Source organism: Thalassorhabdomicrobium marinisediminis, from assembly GCF_003072065.1.
Lineage (GTDB): Bacteria > Pseudomonadota > Alphaproteobacteria > Rhodobacterales > Rhodobacteraceae > Octadecabacter > Octadecabacter marinisediminis.
On the sequence record NZ_QCYG01000005.1, the window covers coordinates 207,450 to 224,057 of the forward strand.

Annotated in this window: 17 protein-coding genes; 5 read left to right on the forward strand and 12 right to left on the reverse strand. The window is 66.3% G+C overall.

Annotated features, from left to right (window positions below; all coding sequences use genetic code 11):
• The first annotated feature begins 318 nt into the window (after positions 1 to 318).
• Positions 319 to 474 (forward strand): hypothetical protein, encoded by a 156-nt coding sequence (locus DC363_RS17145; protein WP_241962968.1) that lies wholly within the window; start codon positions 319 to 321, stop codon positions 472 to 474.
• 68 nt (positions 475 to 542) lie between these two features.
• Here the strand turns inward: DC363_RS17145 and DC363_RS09165 are convergent, their stop codons facing one another.
• The 4 genes from DC363_RS09165 to meaB form a co-directional block, all read right to left on the reverse strand.
• Positions 543 to 1,064 (reverse strand): copper chaperone PCu(A)C, encoded by a 522-nt coding sequence (locus tag DC363_RS09165; RefSeq protein WP_108640846.1) that lies wholly within the window; start codon positions 1,062 to 1,064, stop codon positions 543 to 545.
• A 41-nt stretch (positions 1,065 to 1,105) separates the two neighbouring features.
• Entirely contained in the window at positions 1,106 to 1,456 is a 351-nt protein-coding gene (locus tag DC363_RS09170; protein WP_108640847.1) for a hypothetical protein, read from the reverse strand.
• A gap of 151 nt (positions 1,457 to 1,607) precedes the next feature.
• The gene (rpmB, locus tag DC363_RS09175; protein WP_108640848.1) at positions 1,608 to 1,895 is read right to left on the reverse strand and encodes a 50S ribosomal protein L28; all 288 of its coding nucleotides are present in this window, start codon (positions 1,893 to 1,895) and stop codon (positions 1,608 to 1,610) included.
• A gap of 200 nt (positions 1,896 to 2,095) precedes the next feature.
• A complete protein-coding gene (meaB, locus tag DC363_RS09180; RefSeq protein ID WP_108640849.1) occupies positions 2,096 to 3,079 on the reverse strand; it encodes a methylmalonyl Co-A mutase-associated GTPase MeaB in 984 nt (327 codons plus the stop codon).
• Positions 3,080 to 3,157: 78 nt separating this feature from the next.
• Between meaB and hrpB the strand changes: the two genes are divergently transcribed.
• Complete coding sequence (gene hrpB / locus DC363_RS09185) at positions 3,158 to 5,560, forward strand: ATP-dependent helicase HrpB (RefSeq protein WP_108640850.1); 2,403 nt, start codon at positions 3,158 to 3,160, stop codon at positions 5,558 to 5,560.
• 97 nt (positions 5,561 to 5,657) lie between these two features.
• On the opposite strand, the gene gndA is transcribed toward hrpB, so the two are convergent.
• From gndA to DC363_RS09215, 6 genes are all read right to left on the reverse strand, one after another.
• A complete protein-coding gene (gene gndA / locus DC363_RS09190) occupies positions 5,658 to 7,073 on the reverse strand; it encodes an NADP-dependent phosphogluconate dehydrogenase (RefSeq protein ID WP_108640851.1) in 1,416 nt (471 codons plus the stop codon).
• Between the two features lie 69 nt (positions 7,074 to 7,142).
• The gene (locus DC363_RS09195) at positions 7,143 to 7,901 is read right to left on the reverse strand and encodes an SGNH/GDSL hydrolase family protein (protein ID WP_108640852.1); all 759 of its coding nucleotides are present in this window, start codon (positions 7,899 to 7,901) and stop codon (positions 7,143 to 7,145) included.
• A 323-nt stretch (positions 7,902 to 8,224) separates the two neighbouring features.
• Entirely contained in the window at positions 8,225 to 9,130 is a 906-nt protein-coding gene (gene argF / locus DC363_RS09200) for an ornithine carbamoyltransferase (RefSeq protein ID WP_108640853.1), read from the reverse strand.
• Positions 9,131 to 9,227: 97 nt separating this feature from the next.
• Positions 9,228 to 9,710: a GNAT family N-acetyltransferase gene (locus DC363_RS09205; RefSeq protein ID WP_108640854.1), complete on the reverse strand. Its 483-nt coding sequence runs from the start codon at positions 9,708 to 9,710 to the stop codon at positions 9,228 to 9,230.
• The gene (locus DC363_RS09210; protein ID WP_108640855.1) at positions 9,703 to 10,884 is read right to left on the reverse strand and encodes an aspartate aminotransferase family protein; all 1,182 of its coding nucleotides are present in this window, start codon (positions 10,882 to 10,884) and stop codon (positions 9,703 to 9,705) included. Before DC363_RS09210 ends, DC363_RS09205 begins: the two co-directional genes overlap by 8 nt.
• Positions 10,885 to 11,137: 253 nt before the next feature.
• A complete protein-coding gene (locus DC363_RS09215; protein ID WP_108640856.1) occupies positions 11,138 to 11,941 on the reverse strand; it encodes an ABC transporter permease in 804 nt (267 codons plus the stop codon).
• A 189-nt stretch (positions 11,942 to 12,130) separates the two neighbouring features.
• On the opposite strand from DC363_RS09215, the gene DC363_RS09220 reads away from it, so the two are divergent.
• On the forward strand, positions 12,131 to 12,754 hold the full coding sequence (locus tag DC363_RS09220; protein ID WP_108640857.1) for a GcrA family cell cycle regulator: 624 nt from the start codon (positions 12,131 to 12,133) through the stop codon (positions 12,752 to 12,754).
• A gap of 36 nt (positions 12,755 to 12,790) precedes the next feature.
• Complete coding sequence (locus DC363_RS09225; protein ID WP_108640858.1) at positions 12,791 to 14,104, forward strand: 3-deoxy-D-manno-octulosonic acid transferase; 1,314 nt, start codon at positions 12,791 to 12,793, stop codon at positions 14,102 to 14,104.
• On the opposite strand, the gene DC363_RS09230 is transcribed toward DC363_RS09225, so the two are convergent.
• Together DC363_RS09230 and DC363_RS09235 are read right to left on the reverse strand one after the other, a co-directional pair.
• Positions 14,101 to 14,490 (reverse strand): response regulator, encoded by a 390-nt coding sequence (locus tag DC363_RS09230; RefSeq protein WP_158270857.1) that lies wholly within the window; start codon positions 14,488 to 14,490, stop codon positions 14,101 to 14,103. The genes DC363_RS09225 and DC363_RS09230 overlap by 4 nt on opposite strands.
• Before the next feature lie 175 nt (positions 14,491 to 14,665).
• The gene (locus tag DC363_RS09235) at positions 14,666 to 15,577 is read right to left on the reverse strand and encodes a pirin family protein (protein WP_108640860.1); all 912 of its coding nucleotides are present in this window, start codon (positions 15,575 to 15,577) and stop codon (positions 14,666 to 14,668) included.
• A 139-nt stretch (positions 15,578 to 15,716) separates the two neighbouring features.
• Here DC363_RS09235 and DC363_RS09240 point away from each other — a divergent pair, with 139 nt between their 5' ends.
• Positions 15,717 to 16,586, forward strand: a complete 870-nt coding sequence (locus DC363_RS09240) for a lysophospholipid acyltransferase family protein (RefSeq protein ID WP_108640861.1) — start codon at positions 15,717 to 15,719, stop codon at positions 16,584 to 16,586.
• Positions 16,587 to 16,608: the final 22 nt, after the last annotated feature.

A 16,608-nucleotide genomic window follows, 5' to 3' on the forward strand; every position in this document is an offset into this window, starting at 1 on the left:
GGCTTTTTGTTGCGCGACCGCATCGTGCGCCTTGCAATTCGTGATCACCCACCCCCTTCCCCGCTTGCGGCCTTTGCGGCATAGTCGGGTGCAGCAGGCAAAGGCCCAGCCGGAAAACCGGCGGGCAGGTTATGAGGTGATATGATGCGGGTTATCGTAGCTTTGACGTGTGTGGCAGCTTTGGCAGCGTGCGGCGGGGGGCGGGGGGCCTCGTCAACGGCGCGGCTGGCGTCGGGGCCGATCGCGCAGGCCTGTCTGGCCGCAGACCGGTCGCGGGCCTCGGTGCCGTTGTGCTCATGCGTGCAAGGGGTGGCCAACGTGGAGTTGAGCCGCAGGGACCGCAACAGGATGGTGGCGTTCTTCGACGATCCGGAAGTGGCCCATGCCACCAAGATCAGCGACACGGAAGCCGATGATGACTTCTGGCGGCGCTATCAAGCCTTTGTGCGGTCGGCGCGGCGTCAGTGCGGCTGACGACCTGCACTTGATGGCAGGATAACGGCGCGCACCGCTAGGAGCGCGCGCCGCTTGGGTCTGGGCGGTCAGTCGGACGCGGGCGTGTCGCCGTGGTCCATGGTGCCGTGCTCCGTGTCGGAATGATCCATCTCCGAATGATCCATATCACCGTGGGCCATCGGCGCGCGGGTCTGGTCGACGGGCAGTGTCACCGGGATCTCTCCGGCGTCTTCGAAGATCAGCGTGATCGTGATCTCCGCGTCCTGCTCCAGCGGGGCCTCAAGCCCCATGAACATCACGTGATCGGCGCCACGTTGCAGCACCAGCGTGCCGCCTGCCGGCAGGGGGCGGCCCGCTTCCACGTGGGTCATGCGCATCACGCCCTCGTCGGTCTCCTCATGGGTGTGAAGCTCCGTACGGGCGGCGATCTCCGAGGTCACGCCGATCAGGTGATCGTCGGTCTCGGCGGTGTTGTGGATCACCATGAACGCGGCGCCCGAGACCGGGTTCGAAGAGCGGGCGTAGGCGTGCTCCACCGTGATCTCGGCCCATGCGGCGGTTGAGATCAGGGCGGCGGCCGCGGTGAGGATCGGAAGTTTGAAGGACATCAAGTCTCTCCTGTGTCTGAGTTCGATTGTGTTGGCGAAGGTCAGACAGGAAAGGGCGGTGCCCGCGCCCGCGGAGCATCGCGGAAGGCCAGCGCCAGCGCGGGGCGCGGTAGTGGTGCATCGACTGCACGCAGGAGCGTCCAGTCCGGACGGGGCAGCGGTGCTGTGGCTGGCGCAGCGGCCAGAGTGATCGCGCAGTCGGGGCAGACCGCCGGCGGGTCCATGGGCGCGCCGGAGCGGTCCACGGTGACCGTGACGACCCCCTGCCCGGTGCACAGCACCATGGTGCCCGCCGCATTCGCCATCTGCACCCGTGCCTGCGCCATCTGTTGGGTCGACAGGACAACCAACAGGGCAAGCGTCAGGGACAAAAAGCGGGCAAGGCGCGTCATGTCACGGTGCTAGCAAGCAGCACGGGCCACGGGAAGGGGTGAATGGTCGCAGGGCGCCCGAAGCGGCAAAACGCCCGAGCGGTGCAATCCCCCCCCCGAACGCAAAAAGCCCGGACACAAGTCCGGGCCTTCGCAAATCGATCGAACGGGATCAGGCCTCGGCCTGCGCCTTGGCGATGTCTTTCTTGACCTTCAGCGCGGCGGCCGAAAGCTCGGCATCCTTGGCTTTCAGGAAGAACGCATCAAGGCCACCCCGGTGGTCCACGGTGCGCAGCGCAGCGCTGGACACGCGAAACTTGAACGAACGGTCCAGCGCGTCAGAGCGCAGAGACACGTCTTGCAGGTTGGGCAGGAACCGACGGCGCGTGCGGTTCTTGGCGTGGCTCACGTTGTTGCCCGTCATGGGGCCTTTTCCGGTCAGTTCGCAACGGCGCGACATAGCGTTTTCCTTGTTCATCCGGGGTCAGCCGCACTGCGCAGGACCCGTCCGTATATCGTGTTGAGCCCGCAGGAAACCTTGGGGCTGAATTCATTGGGCGGGAATTAGGTGGATTCCGCCGTCCCGTCAACCCATATCACGGCCTTTGCGCCAGATCGCGGGGCATTCGCCGCCCCGGGTGCAGGTCTGGGTGGCTGTCGTCAGGCTTTCGCAGGGAAAAGCGCGGAAATCAAGGCCTGCGCGGCGGCGGCGGGCGGGGTTTGTCCGGCGGCGACCGCGTCTTCGAGGGTAGCCAGCCGCGCCTTGACCTGCGCATCGGCGGTCAGATGGGCAAGAAGCCCGGCGCGGACTTCCTCATGGAACCAGAATCGCGCCTGTTCCGCGCGGCGGGCGTCCCAGATGCCTTGCTCCTGTCGCCATGTGGCAAGGGCCTGCATCTCGCCCCAGGCCTTCTCGATCCCGCCCCGCTCCAGCGCCGAGACCGCCAGCGCCTTGGGAAACCCTTCGGAGTCGCGGGCGCGTTTGCGCAAGAGTCGCAGCGCCCCGGCATAATCGGCGCGGGTGCGCATGGCCTGCGCCTTGAGATCGCCATCGGCCTTGTTCACAAGGATCATGTCGCAAGTTTCCATGATGCCCCGTTTCACGCCCTGCAACTCGTCCCCGCCCGCAGGCGCGAGCAGCAGCAAGAAGAGGTCCGACATCTCGGCCACGGCGGTCTCGGACTGGCCCACGCCCACGGTTTCGATGATCACCACGTCGAAGCCCGCAGCTTCACACAGGGCGATGGCTTCGCGGGTGCGGCGGGCCACACCGCCCAGTTGCGTCTGGCTGGGCGAGGGCCTGATGAATGCGTGCGGGTCACGGGCGAGGTCGTCCATCCGCGTCTTGTCGCCCAGTATCGAGCCTCCGGAGCGCGTCGAGCTGGGATCGACCGCCAGCACCGCCACGCGCTTGCCCTGCCCCGTGAGCATCGTTCCGAAGGCTTCGATGAAGGTGGATTTGCCCACGCCGGGCGTGCCCGAGAGGCCGATGCGCAGGGCCTGCCGGTCGGTGCCGAGGGTGGCGAGCAGGTCGGCGGCCTTCGCGCGGTCCTGGGGCCGCGTGCTTTCGACCAGCGTGATGGCGCGGGCCAGCGCACGGCGGTCTCCGGCGCGGAGTTTCTGGGCGGTCTCGGCGATGTTCATGGGGCGTTTATGACCAGCCGCGCCCGAGGCGTCCAGACGGGCGGTTGTAATTGAGTTTATTTGGTCAGATGAAGAGGCATGGTTGAGGTCCTGCCCATTGACGAGGTGATCCCCGAGCTGCGCGCACAGGTGCGCGCGCGTGGCTGCGTGGTGCTGCAGGCACCGCCCGGCGCGGGCAAGACGAGCCGGGTGCCGCTGGCCCTGCTGGACGACGTTACGGGCAAGATCGTGATGCTTGAGCCGCGTCGGCTGGCGGCACGGGCGGCGGCGGAGCGGCTGGCGCAGCAATTGGGCGAGACGGTCGGGCAGACCGTGGGCTACCGGATGCGGGGCGAAAGCGTCGCCGGCGCGCGGATCGAGGTGGTGACCGAAGGCATTCTGACGCGGATGCTGCAATCGGACCCGGAGCTGCCCGGCGTCGGCGCGGTGATTTTTGACGAATTTCATGAACGGTCACTGAATGCCGATCTGGGGCTGGCGCTGGTGCTTGAGGTGCGGGCCGCGCTGCGGGACGATCTGGCGCTGGTGGTGATGTCGGCCACGCTGGATGCGGGTCCGGTGGCCGAGTTGATCGGCGCGCCGGTGGTCACCTCGCAGGGGCGGGCCTATCCGGTTGAGACACGCTGGCTTGACCGCCCCTTGCGCAAGGACGTGCGGTTCGAGGCGGCGCTGGCCGATCTGGTGGTGCAGGCCGTGGGCGAGACCTCCGGCGGCGTGCTGGTGTTTCTGCCCGGTGAGGGGGAAATTCGCCGGGTGCAGGGGGTGCTTGGCGGACGGCTGCCCGAAGACTGCAAGGTGCGCCCGCTTTACGGGGCCCTGCCCTTCAAGGACCAGCGCGCGGCGATTGCCCCGATGGTTGCGGGGCGCAAGGTGGTGTTGGCCACGTCGATTGCCGAAACCTCGCTGACGATCGAGGATATCCGCGTGGTCGTGGACGGGGGCCGCGCGCGGCGGGCGCGGTTCGATCCGGGCTCGGGCATGTCGCGGCTGGTCACCGAACGGGTGACGCGGGCCGAGGCCATGCAACGGGCCGGCCGTGCCGGGCGGGTGGCCGAAGGGGTGGCCTATAAGCTCTGGTCGCGGGGCGAGGATGGCGCGCTTGCGGCCTATCCCCCGGCCGAGATCGAGGCGGCGGACCTGACCGGGCTGGCGCTGGAGCTGGCCGCCTGGGGCAGTGGTGATCTGCCGTTCCTCACCCCGCCGCCCGAGGGCGCTTTGAGTGAGGCGCGCAGCCTGCTTGAGGGGCTGGGCGCCCTGCGGGACGGACGCATCACCGATCACGGGCGGAAGCTTGCGACGTTGCCGCTGCACCCGCGGCTGGCGCATATGCTGGTGCGCGGTGGCAAGCCCGCGGCGGGGTTGGCGGCGCTTCTGGCCGAGCGCGATGTGCTGCAAGGGGGGCCGGTGGATTACGCGGAACGGCTGAAAGCGCTGGCGGGCGCATCCGGCGCCTCTACCCCACGGCAGGGCGCGCTGGCGCGGGTCCGGGCCGAAGCGAAGCGGCTGGCCAAGATGGTGCCCGACCGCCCTGCCCTGCCGCCGGAGGAATACGCCGCTTTCGCCTACCCCGACCGGATTGCACAACGTCGCCCCGGTGGCGCGCCGCGGTTCATCCTGTCCGGCGGTAAGGGCGCGGTGATGGAGGCGGCAGACCCGCTCGCGGGGCAGGCATTTCTGGTGGTGACGGACACCGACGGCAACCCGCGCGAGGCACGCATCCGCACAGCCTTTGCGATCTCGGAGACGCAGCTGCGCGAGATTTTCGCCGACCGGATCGACGCGCTGCACCTGTGCCACTGGTCCCGCCGCGACGGACGCGTATTGGCGCGAGAGCAGGACCGGCTGGGGGCGTTGATCCTGTCCGACAAACGCTGGAATAACGCGCCGGACGAGGCCGTGGCGACCGCGATGCTGGAGGGCATCCGCGAGATCGGCCTAAAGCTCAGCCCCGCCGCCGAACGGTTCCGGGCGCGTGTGGCGCTGGTGCGCGCACAGGACGACACCCTGCCCGCCATGGATGACACGGCTTTACTTGCAACCCTTGAAGATTGGCTGCTGCCCTACCTGACGGGCGTGCACTCGACGGCGGACTGGAAAGCCTTCGACAAGCTGCCCGCGTTGCGCGCGCGCCTGACATGGGCGCAGATGCAGGCCGTTGATACCGCCGCGCCTGCGGCTTTCACCACGCCGCTGGGCCGTCAGGTGCCCATCGACTACGATGGCGATGCGCCGCAGATCACGCTGCGATTGCAGGAGATGTTTGGCACAACGCGGCACCCCACCGTCGCGGGTCGACCGCTGCGCGTCACCTTTCTGTCACCGGGTCACAAGCCGATCCAGACGACGATGGATGTTCCGGGCTTCTGGGCGTCGTCCTATGCGGATGTCCGCAAGGACATGCGCGGACAGTATCCGAAACATCCCTGGCCCGAAGACCCGACCCAAGCCGACCCGACATTGCGCGCCAAACCGCGCAAATAACGCCCCCATCTTTGCTTGGAAAATATCCCGGGGGAGGCCGCAGGCCGGGGGCAGCGCCCCCCTTATGCGCCCCCAAACGCCCCCTTGCGCGCCCGGTTCACGCTACGTCCCACCAGGGCCCGTGCTGGTTCTCGCGCCCGTCCATCCGGACGAACCCGTGATAGCCGAAGAAGTCCCGTTGCGCCTGGATGAGGTCGGTGGTGCCGCGTTCGGTGCGCATGGTATCAAGGAAGCCCAGCGCCGAGGCCAGCGCCGGGATCGCGTGGCCGCCGGTGTGGGCGGCGCAAACCACTTTACGCAGATGCGGCAAGGCGTCCTTCATGATCGACGCCAGAGTGGGTGCGAAAATCAACTCCCCCTCGGGCAAATCCTCGCGAAATGCCGTGGCGATGTCGTCGAGCAGGGCGGAGCGGATGATGCAGCCGGCGCGCCAGACCTCGGCGGTGCGGGCGTAATCGATCTGCCAGTCGAATTCGGCGGCGGCGGCGGAGAGGATGCGGAAGCCCTGCGCGTAGGAGACGATGCGCCCGATGACCAGCGCGGCCTCAAGCTCGTCTTCCGTGAGATCGACCGGCCGGCGCGGCTCATCGAAGATCGCGGCCCCGGCGCGGCGGGCGGCGGTGTCGGTGGACCAGGCGCGGGCGGCGACGGCGGCTTCGACCAGATTGGCCGAATGCCCCATGCGGATCGCCTCGATCGCGGTCCAGCGGCCGGTGCCCTTCTGGCCTGCGGAATCAAGGATCACGTCCACCGCCGGTTTGCCCGTTTCGGTATCGGTGGCCTGCAGGATCTCGCCGGTGATCTCAACCAGATAACTGTCGAGCCGCCCGGTGTTCCAGCGCTCGAACGTCTCGCCGATGCTGGCGGGGTCGCGTCCGGCGCCGTAGCGTAGCAGGCCGTAGACTTCGGCGATGAGCTGCATGTCGGCGTATTCGATGCCATTGTGCACGGTCTTGATGAAGTGCCCGGCCCCGTCGGGGCCCAGATGGTCGGCACAGGGCGAGCCGTCGAACTTCGCGGCGATGGCTTCGATCACGTCGCGGATGCCGCCCCAGGCTTGGGGCGAGCCGCCGACCATCATCGAGGGCCCGTGCCGCGCGCCATTCTCACCACCCGAGACGCCCATGCCGATATAGGTCAGGCCGCGGTCCTCCATCTGGCGCGTGCGGCGGCGGGTGTCGCGGAAGTCGGAATTGCCCGCGTCGATGATCGTATCGCCGGGGGCCAGCATGGGCGCGAGGAGGTCGATCGTATCCTCGACAGGCTTGCCCGAGGGGATCAGCAGAATGATGGCGCGGGGGGCGGGCATCGCCGCGACCATGTCCTGCAGGGTGTCGGCGGGGTGCAACCTGTCGCCCAGCCCCTCGGCCTGCGCTTCGCGGACGAAGTCGCCGATCATGCCCACCTCGCGGTTGGTCACATGCAGCGCGAAGCCCTTCTCGAGGATATTGAGCGAGAGCGCGCTGCCCATGGTGCCAAGGCCGTAAAGCCCAAGTGTTGCGGACGTGGTCATGTCGGCTCCTTTCGCATCCGGTGTCGGCTTAGGGGTATGCGGCGACCGGCGGGGGTGCAAGGGCGGCGGTCAGAGCTTGCGGTCAACAAAGATCCGGTCCGCCACCGCGCGGGCCCATTCGGCATAGACCACAGGGCCCGGGTGGAAGCCGTCGGGGGCCATGTTGTCCTCGCTCAGACCCATGTCGAGGGTGATCCACGTCGCATCGCCCCGCGCGGCCAGATGCTGGCGCAGGGCGCGGTCGAAGCGTTCTGCCTGATGGCCCAGCGTCCAGCGCAGGGGGTTTTGCAGCACGGGGAACTGCCACAGCGGCGGGATGCCGGCCAGATAGACCTGCTGCGCGCCCAGATCGCCGCGCAGATGGTCGATCAGCGCGTCGGTGCGGCGCAGCCATTGGCTGACCGTGGCACCCGAGGTGATGTCGTTCACGCCCAGCCCCACCACCGCCACATCGACGGGACGCGGCTGCGCCTTTTGCAACTGGCGCAGCGCAGTGGGCGTGGTGTTGCCACATTTCGCTACCAGCTGCCAGTCCACGCGGGCGCGGCGCGCCAGCCGGCGGGTCAACTGCCCCGAGAGCGCGTCGTCCTGTGTATCAACACCCACGCCAGCGGCCGAGGAATCCCCCGCGATCAACACGCGCAGATCCGGCCCCTCGCCCAACACGCCCTCGCGTACGCCCTCGGGCTCCGGCAGGCGCGGCGTCCGGGCCTTGATCCACGGCCCCTGCGTCAGCAGCACCGGATAGAAACACATCTTGTGGAGCCAACGGGAATGGCGCGGAAGGCGCGCGGGATGAATTTGCGGAAATGATTGAATGTCAGACATGAAACCACCCTTCAACAAACCGGAAATATCGGCATGAAGATAACCCCGGACAGGGGATAGGGTTCCCGAGCCGCGCAATGACGTGGGGTCAAAGCCTTTGAAACCGGTGGATTTTCGAAGGTCTGGCACCGCCACCGCGGGGCGCGCGGAGGCGGTCGTGCCGGGTTAGCCGGTCTGCACCTCAGACGTCCAGGCAATACCTCATGATGGCTTTCTGCGCGTGGAGGCGGTTCTCGGCCTCGTCCCTGTCGAAACGAAGTTTCGACAACGCGGAGGTAGCGATTGGCACAATCGCGTTCCGCGCTGGGGCGGAGACTTGCGTTTCAGACGCCCAGACAGAACCGCATGATGGCTTTCTGCGCATGGAGGCGGTTCTCGGCTTCGTCCCAGATCACCGAGTTCGGGCCGTCCATCACTTCGGAGGTGGCTTCGTCGTCACGGTGGGCGGGCAGGCAGTGCATGAAGAGCGCGTCGGGTTTGGCGCGGTCCATGAGACCCTGGTTCACCTGATAGCCGCGCAACTGGTTGTGGCGGCGTTCGCGGGCCGACTGGGGATCGTGCATCGAAACCCAGGTGTCGGTGACCACAAGGTCCGCCCCTTCGACCGCCTTCGCCGGGTCACGCTCGGTGGTGTAAAGGCCATCTAGGGCGGTTTCGGGTTGCAGCGGTTCGGGGCCGGTGAAGGTCAGGTCGAAGTCGAACTGTTTCGCCGCATGGGCGAAGCTGGCAAAGACGTTGTTGCCGTCGCCGGACCAGACGACCTTCTTGCCCTTGATCGGACCGTTGTGTTCCTCGAACGTGAGGATGTCGGCCATGATCTGGCAGGGGTGCGTGCGGTCGGTGAGGCCGTTGATGACCGGCACGGTGGCGTATTCGGCCATCTCGAGCAGGGTCTGCTCTTCGAAGGTGCGGATCATGATAAGGTCAACGTAGCGCGAGAGCACGCGGGCGGTGTCGGCGATGGTCTCGCCATGGCCCAGTTGCATGTCCTTGCCCGACAGCACCATCGTCTCACCGCCCATCTGGCGCACGCCGACGTCGAAGCTGATGCGCGTACGGGTCGAGGGTTTTTCGAAGATCAGCGCCACCATTTGCCCGGACAGGGGCTGGTCGGCGTCGCGGGTGCCCTTGGGTTTGCCGGTGCGGGCGGACTTCATCGCCGCAGCGGTGTCGATGATGCCCCTCAGATCGGTGGGGTCGGTTTTGTGGATGTCGAGAAAATGCGGCATGTGCTGGAACTCTTGTTGGCTGTCGGACCGGGGCGCTGCCCCGGACCCCGGGATATTTGAAAAGCAAAGATGAGGGGGCGTCGATAAGGAGGGGGCGTCAGTGGTAGGTCATCACCTGCACGGGGCGGCCGTCTTCGGCGGGGGCCACGGGACCTCGGGTGAAGCCCGCGCGACGGTAGGCGGCGATGGCGCGGGTGTTCGCAGGGTCCGGATCGGTGAGGATCACGGGATAGCTGCTGCGCAGGTCCGCCACCCGCGCGGCGATGTAGCCCGCGCCGTAGCCCTGCCCCAGATAGGCCGGATCGCCCAGAAAGGTGTCGATGGCACGGGCGTCCTTGTCGAACCCCTTGTAGTGGGGTGCGCCGAAGGCATGGGCGTTATAATCCTGAATGAAGGCAAAAGGGTCGCCGTCGTGTTCAACCACGCGCATGTCGACGACGCCCTTATCCATGTCCTGTTCCACGAGCCGCGCCTCGGTGCCGCTGTCGCCCCACCAGCCGCCCATATGCGGCTGGTCGAGCCAGCGGCGGAACATCGGCAGATCGGTCCGTGTCATCGGTCTGAAGGTCAGGTCAAACATGCAAGGCTACCTTGACGGCTGTCCGCTCAAGCCGGGCGATGGCCTCGTCGATCTCGCTGTCGGTGATGGTCAGGGGCGGCAACAGGCGCACGGTGTTGTCGGCCGCCGGCACGGTGAGGAGGTTTTCGCCGTAAGCGGTCTGCACGATCTCGGTGTTGGGGGCGGTGCATTTCAGGCCGAGCATGAGGCCCAGGCCACGCACGCTGTCGAAGACCGCCGGATTGCCCGCGACGAGGCTTTCGAGCTTCTGGCGCAAGAGCCCTGCCTTGCGGTTCACATCGGCGAGGAACGCGGGGTCGCCGACGATCTCGAGCACCTTGCAGCCCACGGCACAGGCCAGCGGGTTGCCGCCGTAGGTGGAGCCGTGGGTGCCGGCGGTCATGGCGCGGGCTGCGTTTTCTGTCGCCAGCACCGCGCCCAGGGGAAAGCCGCCGCCGATGCCCTTGGCGACCATCATGATGTCCGGCGTGATGCCCGCCCATTCGTGGGCGAAGAGCTTGCCCGTGCGCCCGACGCCGCATTGCACCTCGTCCAGGATCAACAGGATGCCGTGTTTGTTGCACAGCGCGCGCATGGCCTTGAGGTCGGCGTCGGCCAGCGGGCGGATGCCGCCTTCGCCCTGCACCGGTTCAACCATGATCGCGGCCACGGTGGACGAGGCCGCGGCCTTCTCCAGCGCGTCCATGTCGCCGAAGGGCAGGTGCACGAAGCCGGGCAACAGCGGGCCGAAGCCTGCGGTCATCTTCTCGGACCCCGCTGCGGCGATGCCCGCCGAAGACCGCCCGTGGAAGGCGCCCTCGAAGGTGAGGATATCGCTGCGTTCGGGGTGGCCCGCGTCGTGGTGGTGCTTGCGCGCCATCTTGACCGCAAGCTCGCAGGCTTCGGTGCCCGAGTTGGTGAAGAACACCGTGTCGGCAAAGGTCTGGGCCACCAGCGCGTCGGCGAGCTCCTGTTGCGGGCCGATGTGATAGAGGTTCGAGGTGTGCCAGAGCTTGCCGGCTTGCGTCGTCAAAGCCTCGACCAGCGCCGGATGGGCGTGTCCCAGCGCGTTCACCGCGATCCCGGCGCCCAGATCAAGAAACCGTCGGCCATCCGCTTCGATCAGCCAGACCCCTTCGCCTTTGACGAAGGTCAGGGGCGCGCGGGAATAGGTGGGCAGGACGGAAGCGATCATGGGGAAACCTTTGCGGTTGAGACGGGGGACGGTGCCAAGGGGCGGGCCCGGTGTCAATGGAGGTGTCAATGGATGTGTCTGGCACCGGGGGCGGGACGGCAGGATCCGGCAGCACGGCGGGCGCTGGATCGGGACGGATCAGCGTCGGCGTCGGAGACGGGTCTGGGTCACACCTGCGGTCATGGGGTTCCCTTAGGGCAATCAGCGGCGGCTGTGAAGCCCCGACGTGACGCCGGGGCAGAACGGCCGGGGCTTAGGTCTTGAGCCGGTAGCCGATCTTCAGCCAGCGCCAGACAATGCCCAGCACGATGGCGGCGGTGAACAGGATCACCCCGAGGCCCAGCCAAGGGTTGCTGTCCGACACACCGATGGTGCCGAAGCGCACCCCGTCGATGATGTAGAAGAACGGGTTCCAATGCGACAACGTGCGCAGCAGCGGCGGCAGCGCGTCGATGGAATAGAACGTGCCCGACAGGAAGGCGAGCGGGGTGATGATGAAATTGGTCATCGCTGACAACTGGTCGAACTTGTTGGCGAAAATGCCGCCGATCATGCCCAGCCCGCCCATGACGATCGAGCCCAGCACAACAAAGGTCAGCGCCCAGATCGGGTGCTCCACCGGCATTCCGATAAACACGACCGCGCCCAGCGTGATCGCTGCCGCGACGATCAGACCGCGGGCGACGGCGCCACCGAGATAGCCCACCAGAAGCTCGGCCGCGGACAGGGGCGGCATCAGCGTATCGACGATATTGCCGCCCACCTTGGCGCTGGCAAGCGAGCTTGAAGTGTTGGCAAACGCGTTCTGGATCACCGTCATCGTCAGAATGCCGGGGGCGAGAAACTCCATGAACGGCACGCCCATCACATCGCCGCGCCGGGGGCCGATGGCGATGGTGAAGATCAAGAGAAACAGGCCCGCGTTCACCAGCGGCCCCATGATCGTCTGGCTCCAGACGTTCATGAAGCGCAAAACCTCGCGCCGGATCAGGGTATAGGTGCCCAGCCAGTTTACCGCGCCGAAGCGCCGCACGCCCATCTGTTTCTGCTCGCTCATCGCCTGTCCTTTCATCGTTCCCGCCGGTGTGGCGGCTGTCCGGGCTTCATCTGACCAAATAAACTCATATCCGACCGGGATTACCGCGCGCCCGCGCCTTGTATCCGCCGCACGGGTGCTTAAAATAGGGGATCTACAGAATTCTCAACCCCATAAGCGATATGGGGCGAACCCAGATAGGGGAAGTTTATGTCCTGGACCGACGAACGCGTCGAAGTTTTGAAGAAGATGTGGGGGGAGGGTCAGTCCGCCAGCCAGATCGCCAAAGAGCTTGGCGGCGTCACCCGCAACGCCGTGATCGGCAAGGTGCATCGGCTGGGGCTGAGCAATCGCGCAAGCCCTGCGGGGGCGGCGAAACCCGCCGCGACGGAAGCCAAGGCCGAGGCCAAGCCAAAGGCCCCCGCCAAGCCCAAGTCACCCCCCAAGAAGGCCGAGGCCGAGCCACCCAAGGTTGAGGAAGAGGCCGCCGAGGTGCAGGAGCCGCGCACCGAAAGCGCCTCGCCCCCTGCGCAGCCCAAGGTGCCCCATGCTCGCCGTCAGATCATCCCGGCCGGCCAGCCGCTGCCACCGCAGCCCAGCGCCAACGAGATCAGCCCCGAGGCTTTGGCCAAGGTTAACGAGGTGGAGAAGACCGCCAAGAAGATCAGCCTGATGGAGTTGACCGAGAAGACTTGCAAATGGCCCGTGGGCGACCCGGCGACGGACCAGTTCTGGTTCTGCGGGCTGAACGTGCAGCAGGGCAAACCCTATTGCGAGGCGCATGTGGGCGTGGCCTTCCAGCCGATGTCGTCGCGCCGCGACCGCCGTCGCTAAGACACCTTTGAACATGACAAAAAGGGCCGGAGGCGCATGATCCTGTTTGCGTTTTCGGCCCTTTATCCTTTGCTCTGGGTGGTGCTGACGACGCTGGTGCTCGCCTATCTGTGGCACCGGAGCCGCCGCGATCCGCTGTATTTCAAGCATCTGGGTGAGCGGTTCGGCCGCTATGACGCCCTGCCCCAACGTCCGGTCTGGATCCATGCGGTCAGTCTGGGCGAGACGCGTTCGGCGGTGCCTTTGGCGCGGGATCTGCTGGCGGCGGGCGAGCGGGTCGTTTTCACCCATTTCACCCCGGCGGGCCGACGTGAGGCTCAGGCCGTCTTCGGTGCGGAGATTGCCGCGGGTCAGGTGGCGAGCGTTTGGGTGCCGCTCGACATGGGCTGGACCTTCGCGCGGTTCTTTCGCGCCTGTCGCCCGAAGATCGGCCTGACCATGGAGATCGAGATCTGGCCGGCGATGATCCTTGCAGCGAAACGTCATGGCGTGCCGTTCTATCTGTGCAACGCGCAATATCCCGTACCGTCGCTGGCGCGCGACAGTCGCGGGCTGCGACTGCGACAAAGGATCATGGCGCAGGTGGCGGGGGCTTTCGTGAAATCCGACCTGCAGGCAGAACGGTTCGCAGGGATCGGGCTGGGCAACATCCATGTCACCGGTGAGCTGCGCTTCGATCAACCGATCCCCCCGGCCCTGCTCAAGGCCGCCGAGGACGCGCGCGCCGCCCTGCCGCCGCGTCCGGTGATCACCATCGCCAGCGCGGTCGAGGGGGAGGATGCGCTCTACATCGACACGATTCGCGCGCTGCTAGACGCGCCCGTGCCGCCACTGGTCATCTATGTCCCCCGCGCGCCCGAGCGATTCGACGCGGTGGCGCAGATGTTGCAGGCGGCGGGTTTGACCATCGCGCGGCGCAGCGTGATTTTTGATGCGGCGCTTCGGATGCAAAGCCCCTGGCCCAAGGGGGCGGATGTGCTGTTGGGCGACAGCATGGGCGAGATGTATTTCTATCTTTCGCTGGCACAACGCGTCGTGGTCGGCGGGGGCTTCCACCCCAAGGGCGCACACAATGTGATCGAACCCCTTGCGCTGGGCAAACCCGTTGTCACCGGCCCGGTCACCCACACCATCGAATTCCCCTTTCGAGAGGCCGAGGCCGCCGGGGTGGCGCTCTCCGTGGCCGATGGTATGGCGCTGATCAATGCTCTGGGCGGCCCGAGTTGGACCAGCGCAGAGCGCGCGCAGGCCTTTATGGCTGAACATCGTGGCGCCAGTGCGCGCACGGCGGCGGCGATCCTTGGTATCATTAACGGGGGCGACGCGGCCCCACGTCGCGGTGCGGGTTAGTCCGCCAGCGACGGACAGGCCTGCGTCTGCGCAATCATGGCGGTGACAGCCTCAACCAGTGCATCGCTTTCGAAGGGTTTCGTCATCCGGCGCGCGCCCGACAGATCCGCAGGCAGCGCGTCGGTTGCATCGCTGTAGCCGGTCAGGAACGCAAAGGGGACGCCCACCTCTTTCAGGCGTGTCGCAACCGTGACGCTGGTTTCCCCTTGGCCCAGATTGACGTCGAGCAACGCGGCATGGGGGGTGGCGTCGGCCAGCCATTGCAGCGCCGAGTCCGAGCGGGTGTGCACCGATATGTTCTGGAACCCGGCTTCGGCCAGGGTCAGTTCGATATCCAGTGCAATGAAGGTCTCATCTTCCAGAACGAGAATTTCACACTCAACCATTTGCACCCCCACCAACAAGGCCCACCAGCGCACTTGGGCCAACACCAGCATAGGGGATTGCAACCGCTGCGGGAAAGTCAATCTTTGTTAACGTTCTAGCGGGCAGAAAGTCGCTTTTATCCTGCACAACGCCGGGCGTCACCGAAGGGTGTCCGGTGACGCCATGAGCTCGGCCCTAGTGGGCGGGCTTGATGAAGGTGCCGTTGCGCAGGTCGCGCATGGCGGTCTGCAACTCTTCTTGCGTGTTCATCACGATGGGCCCGTGCCATGCGACAGGCTCTTCGATGGGCGCGCCCGAGATCAGCAGGAAGCGCACGCCCTGCTCGCCCGCTTGCACGGTGACCTCATCGCCCGTGCCAAAGCGGATCAGGGTGCGGTCGCCGGACATGTCGCGGATGTTGACCTCCTGGCCCATCACCTCTTTTTCCAGCAGCACGCCCGAGGGGGCGGAGGCGTCGGCAAAGGCCGCCTGCCCTTCGAAGACATAGGCGAAAGCGCGGCGGTAGGTGTCGATCTTGAAGGTCTTTTTCACCCCCGCTGGCATGGAAATATCGAGGTATTGCGGATCGGCGGCGATGCCGTCAACAGGCCCCCGTTTGCCCCAGAACTCGCCGGTGATGACGCGGACCTTGGTGCCGTCATCGTCGATCACCTCGGGGATTTCTTTGGCCTCGACGTCCTGATAGCGCGGGTCGACCATTTTCTGCGCGCTGGGCAGGTTGCCCCAAAGCTGGAAGCCGTGCATTTGCCCCTTGGCGTTCCCTTGCGGCATTTCCTGGTGCATGATGCCCGATCCGGCGGTCATCCATTGCACGTCACCGGCCCCCAAGGTGCCACGGTTGCCAAGACTGTCGCCGTGCTCCACCGTGCCGTTGAGCACATAGGTGATGGTTTCGATGCCGCGGTGCGGGTGCCACGGAAAGCCGTTTTCGTACAGTTCGGGGATGTCGTTGCGGAAATCATCGAACAGCAAGAAGGGGTCAAGCTCCGACGGGTCCTGAAAGCCGAAGGCGCGGTGCAGGTGAACGCCCGCGCCTTCCATAGTGGGAACGGCCTTGCGGGTCTCAAGCGTGGGTCTGATGGACATGGACTGTCTCCGGGTGTTTTTTGCGTTGCTGCAGATTTAGTCAGCGGCCCTGCCGCCCACAATGGGCCAGCGTGAACCTTGACTGTGCGCGAATGCACACTCTTGCGGCGGCCCGCGCCGCGGCCTAAACCCATGCCGTATGCGCACGTTGGAAACCGCCACCAGAACGGATTGGGTCATTGATCGTATCGTGCAGGGCTTCATCCGCTCTGCGCTGGCGCTGCCCTATGACAAACGGGTGCGGCTGTTCGGGCGACTGAGCCAGCACGGGCTGTCGCCGCTGACCGGCTATCGCAAGCGGGCCATCGAGCAGTTGCAGTTCATCTGGCCGGACATGGACCCGGCCGAGCGGAAGCGGATCGCCGACGGGGTGGGCAACAATTTCGGCCGCACCATGATCGAGAATTATTCCGGCGCGGATTTCGCCAAGCAAGTGTCGCAGGCCGAGGTCTATGGCGGCGGGCTTGAGGCCGTGGCCGAAGCCAAAGCACAGGGGCGTCCGGTGCTGTTCGTGACGGGCCATTTCGGCAATCATGAGGCCCCGCGCATGGCGCTGACCCAGCGCGGCTACACCATCGGCGGGCTGTATCGGCCCATCGCCAACCCCTATTTCAACGACCATTACGTCAAGAACATGCAGGCCATGTCGGGGCCGGTGTTTCCGCAAGGGCGGCGCGGCACCTCGGGCTTTGTGCGCATGTTGAAGGGTGGCGGCATGGGCACCTTGCTGTTCGACGTGCGCGCCGCGAAGTTCCCGCGCATCCCCTTCATGGGCAAGCCCGCGCACACCGCCACTTCGGTCGCGGATATCGCGCTCAAGCTGGACACGCTCGTGGTACCCTATTTCGGCATCCGCCAGCCAGACGGGCTGTCGTTCCGCATCGCCATCGAGGAGCCCATCGCCCACAGCACACCCGCGCAGATGATGGGTGAAATCACCGCGCGGCTGGAGGCCCATGTCAACGCCCACCCCGAACAATGGTTCTGGGTCCACCGCCGCTGGAAATAGCGCCGCCGCTGGTGCATCCTTA

What these genes read in the sequence shown, in the direction of transcription:
- DC363_RS09205 (WP_108640854.1), bottom strand. Translation starts at nt 9,710, where the DNA reads ATGTTTGACCTGACCTTCAGACCGATGACACGGACCGATCTGCCGATG.
- DC363_RS09220 (WP_108640857.1), top strand. Translation starts at nt 12,131, where the DNA reads ATGTCCTGGACCGACGAACGCGTCGAAGTTTTGAAGAAGATGTGGGGG.
- DC363_RS09230 (WP_158270857.1), bottom strand. Translation starts at nt 14,490, where the DNA reads ATGGTTGAGTGTGAAATTCTCGTTCTGGAAGATGAGACCTTCATTGCA.
- DC363_RS09240 (WP_108640861.1), top strand. Translation starts at nt 15,717, where the DNA reads ATGCGCACGTTGGAAACCGCCACCAGAACGGATTGGGTCATTGATCGT.
- DC363_RS09195 (WP_108640852.1), bottom strand. Translation starts at nt 7,901, where the DNA reads ATGTCTGACATTCAATCATTTCCGCAAATTCATCCCGCGCGCCTTCCG.
- DC363_RS09235 (WP_108640860.1), bottom strand. Translation starts at nt 15,577, where the DNA reads ATGTCCATCAGACCCACGCTTGAGACCCGCAAGGCCGTTCCCACTATG.
- DC363_RS09210 (WP_108640855.1), bottom strand. Translation starts at nt 10,884, where the DNA reads ATGATCGCTTCCGTCCTGCCCACCTATTCCCGCGCGCCCCTGACCTTC.
- DC363_RS09165 (WP_108640846.1), bottom strand. Translation starts at nt 1,064, where the DNA reads ATGTCCTTCAAACTTCCGATCCTCACCGCGGCCGCCGCCCTGATCTCA.
- DC363_RS09215 (WP_108640856.1), bottom strand. Translation starts at nt 11,941, where the DNA reads ATGAGCGAGCAGAAACAGATGGGCGTGCGGCGCTTCGGCGCGGTAAAC.
- argF (WP_108640853.1), bottom strand. Translation starts at nt 9,130, where the DNA reads ATGCCGCATTTTCTCGACATCCACAAAACCGACCCCACCGATCTGAGG.
- meaB (WP_108640849.1), bottom strand. Translation starts at nt 3,079, where the DNA reads ATGAACATCGCCGAGACCGCCCAGAAACTCCGCGCCGGAGACCGCCGT.
- gndA (WP_108640851.1), bottom strand. Translation starts at nt 7,073, where the DNA reads ATGACCACGTCCGCAACACTTGGGCTTTACGGCCTTGGCACCATGGGC.
- hrpB (WP_108640850.1), top strand. Translation starts at nt 3,158, where the DNA reads ATGGTTGAGGTCCTGCCCATTGACGAGGTGATCCCCGAGCTGCGCGCA.
- DC363_RS09225 (WP_108640858.1), top strand. Translation starts at nt 12,791, where the DNA reads ATGATCCTGTTTGCGTTTTCGGCCCTTTATCCTTTGCTCTGGGTGGTG.
- rpmB (WP_108640848.1), bottom strand. Translation starts at nt 1,895, where the DNA reads ATGTCGCGCCGTTGCGAACTGACCGGAAAAGGCCCCATGACGGGCAAC.
- DC363_RS09170 (WP_108640847.1), bottom strand. Translation starts at nt 1,456, where the DNA reads ATGACGCGCCTTGCCCGCTTTTTGTCCCTGACGCTTGCCCTGTTGGTT.